The 14,239-nt window shown below is 53.0% G+C and carries 13 protein-coding genes; 7 read left to right on the top strand and 6 right to left on the bottom strand.

Going from position 1 to position 14,239, the window contains the following annotated elements; all coding sequences use genetic code 11:
* Positions 1 to 73: 73 nt before the first annotated feature.
* A complete protein-coding gene (locus ABXG94_RS06355; RefSeq protein ID WP_353532981.1) occupies positions 74 to 532 on the bottom strand; it encodes a DUF4174 domain-containing protein in 459 nt (152 codons plus the stop codon).
* A gap of 153 nt (positions 533 to 685) precedes the next feature.
* Between ABXG94_RS06355 and scpA the strand changes: the two genes are divergently transcribed.
* The 5 genes from scpA (at position 686) to ABXG94_RS06330 (ending at position 5,694) form a co-directional block, all read left to right on the top strand.
* Positions 686 to 2,812 carry a methylmalonyl-CoA mutase gene (gene scpA / locus ABXG94_RS06350; protein WP_353532980.1) on the top strand — a complete coding sequence of 709 codons (2,127 nt, stop codon included), beginning with the start codon at positions 686 to 688 and terminating at the stop codon, positions 2,810 to 2,812.
* Between the two features lie 284 nt (positions 2,813 to 3,096).
* The gene (locus ABXG94_RS06345; protein ID WP_353532979.1) at positions 3,097 to 3,582 is read left to right on the top strand and encodes a GNAT family N-acetyltransferase; all 486 of its coding nucleotides are present in this window, start codon (positions 3,097 to 3,099) and stop codon (positions 3,580 to 3,582) included.
* A 31-nt stretch (positions 3,583 to 3,613) separates the two neighbouring features.
* Positions 3,614 to 4,294, top strand: coding sequence for a TerB family tellurite resistance protein (locus ABXG94_RS06340; RefSeq protein WP_353532978.1), 681 nt, complete (start codon positions 3,614 to 3,616; stop codon positions 4,292 to 4,294).
* Positions 4,294 to 5,298, top strand: coding sequence for an endonuclease/exonuclease/phosphatase family protein (locus ABXG94_RS06335; RefSeq protein WP_353532977.1), 1,005 nt, complete (start codon positions 4,294 to 4,296; stop codon positions 5,296 to 5,298). The genes ABXG94_RS06340 and ABXG94_RS06335 overlap by 1 nt, the downstream gene beginning before the upstream one ends.
* A 24-nt stretch (positions 5,299 to 5,322) precedes the next feature.
* Positions 5,323 to 5,694, top strand: a complete 372-nt coding sequence (locus ABXG94_RS06330) for a hypothetical protein (protein ID WP_353532976.1) — start codon at positions 5,323 to 5,325, stop codon at positions 5,692 to 5,694.
* Here the strand turns inward: ABXG94_RS06330 and ABXG94_RS06325 are convergent.
* From ABXG94_RS06325 to ABXG94_RS06305, 5 genes are all read right to left on the bottom strand, one after another.
* Entirely contained in the window at positions 5,691 to 7,232 is a 1,542-nt protein-coding gene (locus ABXG94_RS06325; RefSeq protein WP_353532975.1) for a Ppx/GppA family phosphatase, read from the bottom strand. The two genes, ABXG94_RS06330 and ABXG94_RS06325, sit on opposite strands and share 4 nt — an antisense overlap.
* A gap of 53 nt (positions 7,233 to 7,285) precedes the next feature.
* Positions 7,286 to 9,457 carry an RNA degradosome polyphosphate kinase gene (locus tag ABXG94_RS06320; protein WP_353532974.1) on the bottom strand — a complete coding sequence of 724 codons (2,172 nt, stop codon included), beginning with the start codon at positions 9,455 to 9,457 and terminating at the stop codon, positions 7,286 to 7,288.
* A 117-nt stretch (positions 9,458 to 9,574) separates the two neighbouring features.
* A complete protein-coding gene (locus tag ABXG94_RS06315) occupies positions 9,575 to 10,243 on the bottom strand; it encodes an HdaA/DnaA family protein (RefSeq protein WP_353532973.1) in 669 nt (222 codons plus the stop codon).
* Between the two features lie 2 nt (positions 10,244 to 10,245).
* Complete coding sequence (locus tag ABXG94_RS06310; RefSeq protein WP_353532972.1) at positions 10,246 to 11,313, bottom strand: AI-2E family transporter; 1,068 nt, start codon at positions 11,311 to 11,313, stop codon at positions 10,246 to 10,248.
* Positions 11,314 to 11,533: 220 nt separating this feature from the next.
* Positions 11,534 to 12,049, bottom strand: coding sequence for a fasciclin domain-containing protein (locus ABXG94_RS06305; protein ID WP_353532971.1), 516 nt, complete (start codon positions 12,047 to 12,049; stop codon positions 11,534 to 11,536).
* Between the two features lie 207 nt (positions 12,050 to 12,256).
* Here ABXG94_RS06305 and proS point away from each other — a divergent pair, with 207 nt between their 5' ends.
* Together proS and ABXG94_RS06295 are read left to right on the top strand one after the other, a co-directional pair.
* Positions 12,257 to 13,594, top strand: a complete 1,338-nt coding sequence (gene proS / locus ABXG94_RS06300) for a proline--tRNA ligase (RefSeq protein WP_353532970.1) — start codon at positions 12,257 to 12,259, stop codon at positions 13,592 to 13,594.
* A 100-nt stretch (positions 13,595 to 13,694) separates the two neighbouring features.
* Positions 13,695 to 14,204, top strand: a complete 510-nt coding sequence (locus tag ABXG94_RS06295; RefSeq protein WP_353532969.1) for a DUF2937 family protein — start codon at positions 13,695 to 13,697, stop codon at positions 14,202 to 14,204.
* Positions 14,205 to 14,239: the final 35 nt, after the last annotated feature.

Genomic DNA, 14,239 nt, shown 5'->3' with positions numbered 1-14,239 from the left:
CCGTGATTGGGTTTGGGCACCATATGGACTGCAGGGAAAAGCCAGCTTTTCCCAGGCTGCCATGGTGCCCAACCTATTGTGTGACGCGTCGATCGCGAATTTCTTGCTGGCGCATCGGCAGCTTATCTATAGATCGGGTGATCTCGCGCACATTCCACGGCAAAGGTTTGCGCAGATATACCGTGCCGTCTTTGCCGATCAGAACAAACATAAAACCGCGTGGTCGCAGTTTTTTGCGCAGCGCCGACTTTGCGGCTGGGTCGGTGTCGGTGAGCACCACCACGTCCCGCAATCGTAATTCTTCCGGCAGCGCGTTGAGCAACTCGAGTTGTTTTACAAAGCGCGGGTCGTTTTCGCTATCGGCAAAAACAACGATCGGACGGTGTGTCCAAAGGAAGCCGTCTATGTCGACGTCTGTGTCGTCGATGAAGACGGAAGGACGGTCTGGTTCCACGGCCTCTTGTGCGGCCAGTTCAGAGCCAAGAAAGAGCGGAATAACAAGGGCTAAGCAGAGTCGATTAAATGTTCCCATAAGACTCAATATAGGCGGTATCGCGGTGAATGCGATGGCTGAATTTTTGAATCGCGGAATTATTACCGCGCCCGGCAAACAAAGACAAAGAATGGCAGCGCAAGTATCGTTTCCCTTAAAGAGCGATCCGCCTGTTAATGAGAGGATACCGAGATGACGACCAAAAAAGAATGGCAAGCGCTTGCAGAGAAAGAATTGCGTGGGCGCCCCCTAAAAGATCTGGATTGGGACACGCTAGAGGGCATTGGCGTCAAGCCGGTGTACACCGAGCAAGATCTTGAAAACGTCGATCACTTGGGCTCTATGCCCGGATTTGGACCGTTTACCCGTGGTGTCAAGGCGACGATGTATGCTGGACGCCCTTGGACCATTCGTCAATATGCCGGGTTTTCGACGGCAGAAGAATCCAATGCGTTCTACCGTCGTAACCTTGCGGCTGGCCAGCAGGGTGTATCGGTGGCTTTTGATCTGGCGACCCACCGCGGTTATGATAGCGATCATCCACGGGTGGTGGGCGATGTTGGCAAAGCTGGTGTTGCGATCGATAGCGTCGAGGATATGAAAATTTTGTTTGACGGCATTCCGTTGGACAAGGTGTCAGTGTCGATGACCATGAACGGCGCGGTGGTGCCTATTCTGGCAAGTTTCATTGTAGCAGGTGAAGAACAAGGGCATGACAAGGCGTTGCTGGCAGGCACCATTCAGAACGATATTCTGAAGGAATTCATGGTGCGCAACACCTATATCTATCCACCAGAACCGTCGATGCGGATTATCTCAGACATCATCGAATACACCTCTAACGAGATGCCCAAATTCAATTCTATCTCGATCTCCGGCTATCACATGCAGGAAGCCGGTGCGAACCTCGTTCAAGAGCTGGCCTATACTTTGGCTGATGGGCGTGAATATGTCCGTGCCGCAATCGAAGCCGGCATGGATGTTGATAAATTTGCTGGGCGTCTGAGCTTTTTCTTTGCCATCGGTATGAATTTCTTTATGGAGGCCGCCAAACTGCGCGCGGCGCGTTTGTTGTGGCACCGGATTATGACAGAATTTGGCGCAAAGTCAGAGCGGTCAAAGATGCTGCGGACCCATTGCCAGACATCGGGCGTATCGCTGCAAGAGCAAGATCCATATAACAACGTTGTGCGCACCGCCTATGAGGCTATGGCAGCGGCGTTGGGCGGGACACAGTCCTTGCACACAAACGCTTTGGACGAAGCGATTGCTTTGCCGACAGATTTCTCGGCCCGTATCGCCCGCAACACGCAGTTGATCTTGCAAGAGGAAACTGGTGTGACCAATGTGGTCGACCCATTGGCAGGGTCTTATTATGTGGAAAGCCTGACCCATGATTTGGCCACTAAGGCTTGGGAGCTGATCGAAGAAGTCGAAGAAATGGGCGGGATGACCAAGGCTGTGGCCTCTGGCATGCCTAAGCTTCGGATCGAAGAAAGCGCCGCGCGGCGTCAAGCCATGGTGGATCGCGGTGATGAGGTGGTTGTTGGTGTCAACAAATACCGTCTGGAAAAAGAAGACCATCTGGACATTTTGGATGTGGACAATGTGGCTGTTCGACAAAGCCAGATTGAGCGTCTAGAGAACATCAAGGCCACCCGCGATAGTGCTGGCTGTGCAGCCGCTTTGGCAGAGCTGACGCGGCGGGCAAAAGAAGGTGGAAACCTTTTGGAAGCGGCCGTCGAAGCCGCGCGCCAACGGGCATCTGTAGGGGAAATCAGCATGGCCATGGAAGATGAGTTTGGTCGTCACCGCGCCGAAGTCAAAACCTTGGCGGGGGTCTATGGTGCGGCTTACGAAGGCGACGAAGGTTTTGCCAAGATCCAGAAATCAGTAGAGGATTTTGCTGAAGATGAAGGCCGCAGGCCACGGATGCTGGTTGTGAAAATGGGTCAAGATGGCCACGATCGCGGTGCCAAAGTGATTGCGACTGCTTTTGCGGATATTGGCTTTGACGTTGATGTAGGTCCGTTGTTCCAAACCCCCGAAGAAGCCGCGCAAGATGCCATCGACAATGATGTTCATGTGGTTGGGATTTCGTCACAGGCTGCTGGCCACAAAACTCTGGCACCGCAGCTGATCAAAGCTTTGGCCGATAACGACGCCAGCGATATTATCGTCATCTGTGGCGGGGTTATTCCGCAGCAAGATTATGATTTCTTGGTCAAAGCAGGGGTCAAAGCGATTTTTGGTCCGGGGACAAATATTCCGGAAGCCGCGCAAGATATTCTGGCTTTGATCCGTCAAGCGCGTAGTTAAACCTCGGGTTTCTAAGCAAAAGAGATTTGAACGGGCAGGGTTTCTCTGCCCGTTTTTGTGTCAATTGCCTGCGGAAAAAGTGGTTTTTTGCTTTTGGATTGGATTTGGCAAAGCTGCTGGGGTGGGGCTCAGCGAAACTGAGTAAACGCGGTTGCATTGCTATGTTTGCCCCGTAATCTCCGGACAGGGCTTGACGTCGCGATATCTGTGATGCTTTGTGACCTGCATTTGGGCTACCAAGCTATTGATGTAAACTAAACGTCTCCTGCTCAAAAGGTTTTGTGATGATCTTGCGCGACGCCACCGCAAACGATGCCAAATCGATTGCCGCGATATGGAATGCTGAAATTCGCGACGGCATCAGTACCTTTAATTCCACTGAAAAATCAATAAAAGACGTAACGCAATTGGTGTCAGCACGCCGCGGATGCTTTCTGGTGGCTGAATTGCAGGGCAGGGTTGTTGGGTTTGGCACCCTTGGCCCCTTTAGGGCAGGGCCTGGATATGCGCATTGCAAAGAGCATAGTCTGTATTTGCTTGCCAGCGCGCAGGGCAAATCCATTGGCAGCGCCTTATTGCGGGCGCTCGAGCAGGTGGCGCGCCAGTCAGATGTTCACGTACTTGTCGCGGCGATTGGTGGTGAGAACACAGGTGCGGTGGATTTCCATACGCATATGGGATTTGAGCATGTCGGACAAATGCCGGAGGTAGGGCGAAAGTTTGACAGGTGGATGAATTTGATTTTAATGCAGAAAATTGTAACGCGGTGACAATGGCGTGTGAAACGAGTAGGATTTTGGTATGTCTATTTGGGCTCGAATAAGCGATGCGATTTCCGCTTTGGCCAGCGGTGAAAGCCTCACCGAGGTCTTTGAAAAGTTGCGCGCACCGCCGGAAAGGTCGGTGGCCTTTACCATTGCAGTGATTGCCTTGGGCGCAAAAATGGCAAAGGCCGATGGTCAAGTGACCCGCGACGAGGTGACTGCGTTTCGTGAGGTCTTTCAAATTTCTGCTCAGGATGAAGCTGGGGCTGCCAAGGTGTTTAACCTTGCGCGCAAGGATGCGGCGGGCTTTGAAGAATATGCCCAGAGCATTCGCAATCTCTTTCGCGAGGATCACAGTTGTTATTGTGACTTGATGGAGGGGCTGTTTCATATCGCGATGGCAGACGGCACGTTTCATCCAAACGAAGATGTGTTTTTGGAACGTGTTGCAGAGATCTTTGAAATGGACCCTGCCAAATTTCAGGCGATCAAAACGCGGTTTGTGCCAGACAGTGCTCCAGATCCCTATACCGTTCTAGGCGTTACTCCGGACACGCCCATGCCAGAAATTCGTCAGGCCTGGCGGCAATTGGTACGGCGGACCCACCCTGATGCCATGATGGCGCGTGGTGTACCTCAGGAGGCAATCAAAATGGCAGAGAAAAAAATGATTGATGTCAATCAGGCTTGGGAAACCATCAGCCGCAAGGCCGCTTGATGCGCATTGCCACCTATAATGTGGAGTGGTTCACTGGTCTATTTGACGAGCAGGACCAGCTGATTAAGGATGGCAGTTGGTCGTCGCGGCGCGATGTCACCAAGGCGGAACAAATCGACGCCTTGTCGGTGGTTTTTCAAACCTTGGACAGTGACGCGATTATGGTGATTGAAGCGCCTGATCAAAATGGTCGGCGCTCTACTGTTGCCGCGCTAGAAGGGTTTGCAAATGCCTTTGATTTACGCACAAACAAGGCGATCATCGGGTTTTCCAACGATACACAACAGGAAATCGCCCTGCTGTATGACCCGGATGTTGTGCGCGTCAAACATAATCCGCACGGAAGTTTTGATGCGCCGCGTTTTGATCAGGAATTTCACATTGATTTGGACGTAGATGAAAATCAGGACATTGTGCAGTTTTCAAAGCCACCTCTCGAGCTGGAGTTGACCACTTTGACCAATCAGACGCTGCGTTTGATTGGGGTACATCTAAAATCAAAGGCCCCGCATGGCGCGCGCAATGCAGCGGATGTGATGCGCATTTCGATTGCCAATCGGCGTAAACAATTGGCGCAAGCGATTTGGTTGCGGCGACGGGTTGTTCGGTATCTTGAGGCAAATGAACACCTGATTGTATTGGGCGATCTCAACGATGGACCGGGTCTTGATGAATACGAAGACCTTTTTGGGCGCTCGTCAGTCGAAATTGTCATGGGCGAAAAGGGAAAAAACTGTTTGCATGACCCACATGCACGCGCTGCCTTGTCTCGCAGATTGGGGGCAAAACCAACAACGTCGCGGTTTTACATCCACAAGGATAAGCGTTTTTTGCAGGCCTTACTGGATTACATTATGGTTTCAGAAAGTTTGCGCAGCAAACGACCGGAATGGCGCATCTGGCACCCGTTTGATGATCAGGCCTGCTGGCACGACCCCAAGCTGCGCCAAGCGTTGTTGACAGCGTCAGACCATTTTCCTGTTACCTTGGATCTTGATATCTAAGGCATCCACATGCGGAGAGATCCTATGCGCACAGATGCGATTGGTTTGATATTGGTTGCTGCTCTGACGGCAACGTCACCTTTGGCGGAGGAACAACCAGAGCACGGCAGCGGCAAGTCGCTGATGCAAATGGGTGCCGAAATGTTTTTCAAAGGGCTGACGGATGAAATGGAACCGGCGCTTGAAGAGCTACGCTCTTTGACCCAAGAAATGGGCCCGCAGATGTTGCAGTTTTTCGCGGAGATGGGTCCGGCCTTTGGCAACTTGCTGGAAGAGGTTGAAGACTGGAGCGCTTATGAGGCACCAGAGATGTTGCCAAACGGCGATATCATCATTCGGCGTAAGCCTCGTAAAGACGAGCAAAGCGACGCTGCGGATGAAGCAATAGAACTTTAGCGCGTGATCTTGACGAAAGCTTGAGCATCTAAGGATGACGCCAAAGATTCAAGCCTGGCTTTGGCCACCTCACCAAACAACGGTTCAGAGGATTTGGGTAATTTCAAATGCAGTTCGCGCTTTTTGGGGCGATAAGTGAAAGTGCCCACATTTACATCTCTTTGCATCGAGAGCATGGCTCCAAACCGCAGGGCTTTTCCAAGCACTTCGGCCTGCTGCAAATCTTTTTGGCTGAGCAATTCAAACAGATCATTAAAGCGGGTGCCTTCGCGCTTGTTTTGATAGCGGTGCAGCAGGGCGAGGCCTAGAAACACCCGCTCGCTGTGGGTTAGCCCCCCTAAGTTGGCGCGCGTTGCATAGTCAAAACAGGTTTCTGCGCGGTAATCTGGGTGTGCGCGCCAACTGACGTCATGCAACAAACAGGCCGCTTTGATGATGCGCATGCGGCTTTCACTGGCGGCATTAAACAAAGGTTTGATCAAATCAAATTGGACTTTGCCGTATCCTCGCACTCGTGCATCTTTCGCCTCGGCAAAACGGCAGGCCTCGATCAGCGGGTCTCTGCGGCGCAGTCGGTCGGGCATTTGTTCATAAAGCATACCCTCGCGAATACCATATGAGGAAATGGCGATATCGTGCGGTTTGAAGCGACGCACAACGCCTTTCAAAACCTCGATGGCGAGTGGCACCAGAGACATCCGCTGGGCCGAAACCCCGCAGCGGCTGCGCAAGTCTTGCGGATCTTGCGATTTGATGAATTTTGCGGTTGCTGAAATGGCTTTGGCGCTCATGCGATACTCGTGCAGAACCCGCAATGGATATCCGCGACGCTCCATATCAATGCGGGCAATTGCGCGCCAAGAACCGCCTACCAAAAACAGGCGATTTTGCTGTTCGCCCATGGCCTGTTGCAACGCATCCAATGTCTCGTTGATATAGGCCTTGCGGCCTTTTTGGCCGCCAGAGACATCACGCAGTTTCAGCGGGCCAAGCTGGGACGTGACACGTTTGCCGATTTCGCCTTCGCTGATTTCGGCGAGCTCCATCGAGGAACCGCCGATATCGCAGACCAATCCGTAAGATCCCGGCCAGCCAAGTAAAACGCCCTGGGCTGACAAACGGGCCTCTTCTTGACCGTCGATGATATGAATTTTCAGCCCGGTTTCGCGCAGAACCTCGTCACAGAAATCGTTGCCGTCTTCTGCCTCGCGCACCGCAGCCGTGGCGACGGCGGTCAAAGGTTCGTCGCAGATTTGGCGCGCGACAACTTGGAAACGCCGGATGGCAGCAAGGGCGCGTTCGCGTCCTTTTGGGTTCAATCGGCCGGTGTCAGACAGGCCGGCCCCCAAGGCACACATAATTTTTTCGTTGTAGAAATAGGCGGGGCTGCGCGCGGCACCGTCAAAGACCACTAAACGCACTGAGTTGGAGCCAACATCCACAACGCCAACGCGGGACAGTTTGCGGGCAGAAGGATCATTGAACAATGGGCGCCCAAAGGGGCCCCAATCTTGAGCAGACTCGCCAACTATCTTCATGAATCACTCCGGCCCTGTGTTGGTCCTGAAAATGCGCTAAGCGCGCGGCTGGGTCAATCGGTGTGCGTCAATTTTGGAACATCTGCCGCACCTGCAGAACCGCGGCCAGACAACGACGGGTTTTCCATAAAGAAGCGATGGCAATTAAACGAGAACTCTCCTTCGGGCATTGGAGTGCGGATGAAAGACCCTTCCGCTGACATCACCCAGCTTTGGGCCACATCTGCTAGGTTTGCCGCCATGATCTGCCCAACAATCTGGGCCTTCACGGTCGGGTTTTTTACTTCGACCAGAGTTTCAACACGACGCACAAGGTTGCGGCCCATCCAATCAGCAGAGGAAAAGAAAACTTTGGCTTTGTTAGAGGGCAGGCCATGGCCGTTGCCAAAACACGCGATGCGGCTGTGTTCCAAAAAGCGCCCAACGATAGATTTTACCCGGATGTTTTCTGACAGGCCTTTGATGCCAGGGCGCAGGCCACAAATACCACGCACCACGAGGCTGATTTTCACACCCGCCTGCGATGCTTTGTAAAGCTCGTCGATGATCTCGGGTTCGATCAAAGAGTTCATTTTCGCCCAGATCACGGCGGGCTTGCCAGCTGTCGCGTACTCTGCTTCGGCGCGGATCATTCCGATCAGTTTTGATTTCAGCGACAGCGGCGAGATCGCTAGGTTCTCGAGGCTTTCTGGCTGAACATAGCCCGAAAGATAGTTGAACACTTTGGTTGCATCGCGCCCTAGGGCGGCGTCGCAGGTGAAAAAGCTGAGGTCAGTGTAAATCTTGGCAGTGATCGGGTGGTAGTTGCCGGTGCCATAGTGCGTATAGGTGACAAGACGATCGCCTTCGCGTCGCACCACGGTTGAAATCTTGGCGTGGGTTTTCCAGTCAGTAAAGCCGTAAACCACGTGGGCACCAGCGCGTTCCAAGCGGCGGGATTGGCGAATATTGGCGGCCTCATCAAAGCGGGCTTTAAGCTCGACCAATGCTGTGACCGATTTCCCATCCTCAGCGGCCTCGCACAAGGCTTCAACAATCGGAGAGCGTTTGGATGTGCGGTACAGGGTTTGCTTAATCGCAACAACATTGGGGTCGCGGGCTGCTTGATTGAGAAACCGGACAACCATGTCAAAGGTTTCATAGGGGTGATGTAACAGCATGTCTTTTTGTTTGATGGCTTCAAACATATTGCCATGGTGGTCTTGCACCCGTTCCGGGACGCGCGGGGTAAAGGAGGGCCACAACAGATCTGGTCTTTCGTCCAAAACCAACTCGCTGAGATCACCAATGCCGATCATCCCATCGATTTCAACAATCTCATCGCCCTGCACATGCAGTTCGTGTTTGATCAGGGATTGCAGGCTGGATGGCGCATTGGCGGACATTTTTAACCGAACAACTTCACCCCTACGGCGGCGCTTTAGCGCGACTTCGAATTCGCGCACCAGATCTTCGGCTTCTTCTTCGACTTCTAGATCGCTGTCGCGCAAGACACGGAAAGTGCAATGGCCTTTGGTTTTGTATCCCGGAAAGAGACTGTCCAGATGCAAGAGCAACAGATCTTCGAGCGGCAAGAAACGGAAAATGCCGGGATCAGATGGCAGTGCGACAAACCGGTCGATCTGGGCGGGGATGGGCAACAGGGCCTGCAAGGTGCGTTTGCTTTTCTTGCGCTCTAGTTCAAGCGCCAGCGAATAGCCGGTGTTGGGAATGAAGGGAAACGGATGCGCCGGGTCAATCGCAAGCGGTGACAGAACCGGGAATACGTTGTTTAGGAACACATCAGCCAGAAAGATCTTGTCCTCGGGCGTGACACTCTTGTGATCCAGCAGGATGATGTTTTCTTGTTCCATCTCGGAACGAAGCGTGCCGAAGGTTCTTTGTTGCCGCTGCATCAGATTACGCGCGTCTTGATTGATCAGCACAAGTTGCTCGGCTGGGGTCAGACCATCAAGCCCAGGCACGGCATTGCCTTCTCGGTGTAGTTCCCGCAATCCGGCGACACGCACCGTAAAGAACTCATCAAGGTTAGAGGCTGAAATGGACAGAAAGCGCAGCCGTTCAAGCAGGGGCACACGTGGGTTCTCCGCTTCTTCCAAAACCCGCCAGTTGAACGACAGCCAGCTTAGCTCGCGATTGAAAAACCGCGCTTGGCTGGTCTGATCAAGGTGCGCAAGTTCAACGGGGGCGGGAAAATCATTTTTAAGAAAGTCTGCGTGAGTCATATGCCTACATTTGCCTGAGGGCGGTAACGGGAATATGGCACTATCGCGTTGGTTTACAAAGAAGTCCAGAGAACAGGGCAATTGATCTGTCGCTGCTGGCATTGGGTGCCAAAAAGTCTAAGCAGACTTAAGCTGTTTTGCCGCAAAGGCCCGGGTGATAGGCCTTTTTTGTGCAAGAGACGCGTTGTCGAGTGTTTCAACCAATCGGCTTGCGGCGGCGAAGCTGCGATCCATGTGCTTGACCAGATAGGGGATCGTGTCGGGGGTCGGCACAATTTGCCGGTCAGCAAAGAGCTTTGCTAAAAGCACCGTTAGCAAAGTGTCGTCAGGGTCGGAAAGCGCCGCGATTGTTGTGCCCTGCATACGGCTTGCAAGGTCTGGCAAGCCTAGGCCCCAGTGTTTGGGTTCTGAGATGCCGGTAAACAACATGGAATGGCCCTCTGCCAAGGTGAGATTGTGCAGATGAAAGAGAGCATTCTGAGCATCTGGGTCATCCGCAATGGCGGGCACATCTTCGATGGCGATCGGTGCCGAAGCCAAGGACGGAATGTCACTTCGGGTGAGGTTGCGTGCTGATACAATCTGGGCGTTGCTTAGGGCGGCCCACACATGTGTGAGATGGGTCTTGCCACTGCCTTGGGCACCAATGATGGCCAATTTGTTGCCGGGCCAATTCGGCCAGCTTTCAACCAGTGCCAGCGCCATCGCATTGGCCTGGGTTACAAAAAAATCATCACGACCCAATGCGGGGCGGGCAGGAAGCTTGAGACCGAGTTGTTCTGCCATGGTTAGGTATCGCTGCGATCACTCAGGCCGCGATAGAGCCGAGAGGCTTTGTATTGGGTTGTGCCATAACGCACCAGAACGCCGATCGAGGCAGCAACCGGTACGGCCACCAGCATGCCAACAAACCCAAACAGTGCCCCAAAGACTGACAAGGCGAAAATAAGCCAAACCGGGTGTAGGCCAACCGAACTGCCAACCAGTTTTGGTGTTAAAACGTTGCCTTCGATCACCTGGCCAAGACCAAAAATCGCAGCCACCAATCCAAGTGAAAACCAGTCCCCCCAGAATTGGAACAAGCCAAGGCCAATGGCCAAAGCGCCGCCGACCAGTGCACCCACATAGGGAATAAAAGTGACCAGGCCAGCTATAAACCCAACAACAAGGCCAAACTGTAATCCGACCAGCATCAAGGCAACTGCATAATAGGTGCCCAGCACCAGACAAACGGTCCCCATGCCGCGTACAAACGACGCCAAGGTTTTATCGACCTCTGACGCGAGATGACGCACAACGGGCGCGTGATCGCGGGGCAAAAGTTCGTCAAGTTTTGCAACCATGTTGTCCCAGTCCAGAAGCAGGTAGAAGGCCACAACGGGGACAATGACAATGAGCACTGCAACATTGATCAATGAGGCGGCTGAACTGAGAGCTGTCTGAAGCAGGGCTCCGCCTTTTTCTTGAACCTGCTGCCCTATGACAGAGAGGGTCTGGCTGACGGCGCTGTCAGGTTCCAAGAGTTGGGGGAAGCGTTCGGTCAAAAACGCCTGTAAATCGCTTGCGAGCTGCGGCGCGATCTGAATGAGAGAGGTTGCCTGCGACACCAAAGTCGGAACCACCGCAAGAACCATAACGACAAAGATCAAAACGCCGATCAAAGTGATGATGGTGGTCGAGGCAGCGCGTGAGCAGCCCATGGTCTCTAAACGGTCCGCAACCGGGTCAAGGAAATATGCGATTGCCCCGCCCAGCACAAACGGCAAAATCACGTCACCCAAAAACCAGAGCGTGATTAGAAATACCGCTGTAGAGATACCCCAGTATTTAACCTGCTGTTGTACGGGAAGTGCCATAGTCGCCTCGCAAAATCTTATGAGAGGTAAATGGCGTATGCCCCTGTGTAAAGCAAGACTCGTGGCGAGATTTCATTACGGGTAGGGGGAGGCTGAATAGAGGCAAAGGCAATCTTGGGATTGCTTTGATGGAGGGTTGCAATGGCAAAAAGTCCTAAGTCATGGACAGGATTAGCGTTCGCCCCCGCTAAAGAGCGAACGCTGTAAATTTATTGAGGGCTTAATGACAGGCTGGACGTTGACCGGGTAGCAGAACCTTGTCGATGACATGAATGACGCCATTGTCGGCCATAATGTCAGCAATGACCACCGAGGCCATCTCTCCGGTTCCGTCAGCAATCATAACACCGTCTGAACCTTTGCTTATGCAGAGCCGCTCTGACGCCAATACCGGTTTGAAGTAGTTTGATCCTGAGGGGATCATAGCCGCAGTTAAGTTGCGATCATCGACATGATAGAGCAGCACATTTGTGAGCTGGTCTTTGTTCTCTGGTTTTAGCAATGTATCAACCGTTCCCGCTGGTAGGGCAGCAAACGCGTCATTAAGAGGCGCGTAGACGGTGAAGGGACCAGGCCCCTGTAGGGTTTCCACAAGTCCTGCGGCGCTGACAGCGGCAACCAGGGTCGAAAAGCGTTCATCAGCGACGGCGATGTCAACGATGGTATTTGAGGCAACTGCAGACGTGCCGATGGTGGCAGCCACGAGTGTGGCCGCAAACTTTCTTGCGAGTTTCATAGGAATTCCTCTCTGTTGGACGCACCTTTCTGGGGTGCAACTGAGAAGGAATACGCGGGTTCTGCGCAATTGGATCAAAAAAAGTGAGTTTGCGCAATTAGCAGCGCGTTGCTCAGGAGTTTTGCACCGCATTCTCTTGCCTGCATAGCCACAAGTCCCTAGACCGTAGAAAACCCGTCCAGTCTTTGGGCAACTTATGGAGTCCTAATGCGCCTTTCTCGTTACTTTCTGCCCGTGTTGAAGGAAACCCCTTCTGAAGCTCAAATTGTCAGCCACCGCTATATGTTGCGTGCCGGCATGATCAAACAGTCCAGTGCCGGCATTTATTCCTGGTTGCCTTTGGGCTTTAAGGTCTTGCGGAAACTGGAAGATATTGTTCACCAAGAACAGGTGCGCGCTGGGCACATCCCTATGCTGATGCCAACACTGCAATCGGCGGACTTGTGGCGCGAAAGCGGGCGCTATGATGGCTATGGTGATGAAATGCTGCGGATGCAGGATCGGCACGGGCGCGACATGTTGTTTTCACCAACAGCTGAAGAGATGTTTACGGATGTCTTCCGCAGTCACGTACGGTCTTACAAAGACTTGCCCCTGACCCTGTATCAAATTCAATGGAAGTTTCGCGACGAAGTGCGTCCGCGTTTTGGTGTGATGCGCGGTCGCGAGTTCTTTATGAAGGACGGCTATAACTTTGATTTGACCAAAGAAGATGCGTTGCACGCTTATAACCGCCATCTGGTAAGCTATTTGCGCACCTATGAACGTATGGGGCTGCAAGCTATTCCAATGCGTGCAGATTCTGGGCCTATTGGAGGTGACTACACCCACGAATTCCTTGTGCTCGCGGATACCGGTGAATCTGAGGTGTTTTATGACAGCGACATCACGGATCTTAAATTTGGCGACCGCGCGATTGATTATGACAATGTAGACGAATGCAAAGCGGTGTTGGATGAGTTCACCAGTCGCTATGCGCGCACCGATGAGACCCATGATGAGGCAGTTTTTGCCGATGTCCCAGAAGAGCGCCGGCGCACTGCGCGCGGGATTGAAGTTGGGCAGATTTTTTATTTTGGCACGCAGTACTCCGAAAAACTGGGCGCAACGGTTCAAACCCCAGATGGGGCCAACGTGCCGGTTCATATGGGCAGCCACGGCATTGGGGTGTCGCGTTTGCTGGGAGCCATCATCGAGGCAAGCCATGACGAAAAAGGCATCATTTGGCCCGAAGGCGTGACGCCGTTCCATGTGGGTATTGTCAACCTTAAGCAGGGCGACGAGCAAGCTGACGCGGCCTGTGAATCTTTGGAAAAATCGTTTGAGGCGCTGGGCTTAGAGCCGCTTTACGACGATAGAAAAGAACGCGCAGGTGGCAAATTCGCGACGATGGATTTGATTGGATTGCCTTGGCGGATCACGGTTGGTCCACGCGGGCTGAAAAACGGCGTGGTCGAAGTTACCTGTCGACGCACCGGTGAAAGCGAAGAACTGCCGCCTGAAGAGGCGATTGCCAAAATCGCCGCGATTTACGCGGAACTATGATAAAAGTCCCCAGGAGACTGGGGGCTTTTTTTGGCTTAGAACGTTTGGCACTGGAAGAATTGAGTATTTTTGGAAAGATGAAGACGGGACGGCATCGCAAATGATCACGCGTGCGTTGGTATTGATGACTGGTTTGAGCGGCGCGGCGGGGCTGTCGCAGTTTCCTGAGTTTTCGCAACAATATGCGCAACGTCTTGGTGGGGCGGTGGATGAGTTACAAAGCTTTGTTGCTGATTTTGACCGTGATGCCAACGACTTAGGGCTTAGCCGTGCCGATGCGCTTGGCCAACTTTCACAAGGCGGTGATATCAGTGCGGCGCGGGCGGAAACCATGTCGGCGACAATTGACCGTTACGAACGATTGAAACAAGCGATGCGTGATTTGTCGGATGCCGGGCCATTTACACGGGCCTACCATATGGGGCAATTCAATGATCCGGCGATTCAGCGGGCGGCTTGGCGGGCGTTTCGGCCAGCATTGCCTTTGACTTTTGAAGGGTTGATTTTTGCAGCTGTTGGATTTTTTGCTGGAATTTTAGGGTGTTGGGCAAATTTTGCGGCGTTGCGTAATGTTTTTCGCCGGCGGAAGGGCGCTGATCAGTCGGCTTGACCGACGCCGGGGGGGCACATAGGTTGCCACAAAAC

It is taken from the genome of Cognatishimia sp. WU-CL00825 (assembly GCF_040364665.1).
Lineage (GTDB): Bacteria > Pseudomonadota > Alphaproteobacteria > Rhodobacterales > Rhodobacteraceae > Cognatishimia.
This window is presented reverse-complemented; position numbering and strand designations above follow the sequence as displayed.

What these genes read in the sequence shown, in the direction of transcription:
- ABXG94_RS06355 (WP_353532981.1), bottom strand. Translation starts at nt 532, where the DNA reads ATGGGAACATTTAATCGACTCTGCTTAGCCCTTGTTATTCCGCTCTTT.
- scpA (WP_353532980.1), top strand. Translation starts at nt 686, where the DNA reads ATGACGACCAAAAAAGAATGGCAAGCGCTTGCAGAGAAAGAATTGCGT.
- ABXG94_RS06345 (WP_353532979.1), top strand. Translation starts at nt 3,097, where the DNA reads ATGATCTTGCGCGACGCCACCGCAAACGATGCCAAATCGATTGCCGCG.
- ABXG94_RS06340 (WP_353532978.1), top strand. Translation starts at nt 3,614, where the DNA reads ATGTCTATTTGGGCTCGAATAAGCGATGCGATTTCCGCTTTGGCCAGC.
- ABXG94_RS06335 (WP_353532977.1), top strand. Translation starts at nt 4,294, where the DNA reads ATGCGCATTGCCACCTATAATGTGGAGTGGTTCACTGGTCTATTTGAC.
- ABXG94_RS06330 (WP_353532976.1), top strand. Translation starts at nt 5,323, where the DNA reads ATGCGCACAGATGCGATTGGTTTGATATTGGTTGCTGCTCTGACGGCA.
- ABXG94_RS06325 (WP_353532975.1), bottom strand. Translation starts at nt 7,232, where the DNA reads ATGAAGATAGTTGGCGAGTCTGCTCAAGATTGGGGCCCCTTTGGGCGC.
- ABXG94_RS06320 (WP_353532974.1), bottom strand. Translation starts at nt 9,457, where the DNA reads ATGACTCACGCAGACTTTCTTAAAAATGATTTTCCCGCCCCCGTTGAA.
- ABXG94_RS06315 (WP_353532973.1), bottom strand. Translation starts at nt 10,243, where the DNA reads ATGGCAGAACAACTCGGTCTCAAGCTTCCTGCCCGCCCCGCATTGGGT.
- ABXG94_RS06310 (WP_353532972.1), bottom strand. Translation starts at nt 11,313, where the DNA reads ATGGCACTTCCCGTACAACAGCAGGTTAAATACTGGGGTATCTCTACA.
- ABXG94_RS06305 (WP_353532971.1), bottom strand. Translation starts at nt 12,049, where the DNA reads ATGAAACTCGCAAGAAAGTTTGCGGCCACACTCGTGGCTGCCACCATC.
- proS (WP_353532970.1), top strand. Translation starts at nt 12,257, where the DNA reads ATGCGCCTTTCTCGTTACTTTCTGCCCGTGTTGAAGGAAACCCCTTCT.
- ABXG94_RS06295 (WP_353532969.1), top strand. Translation starts at nt 13,695, where the DNA reads ATGATCACGCGTGCGTTGGTATTGATGACTGGTTTGAGCGGCGCGGCG.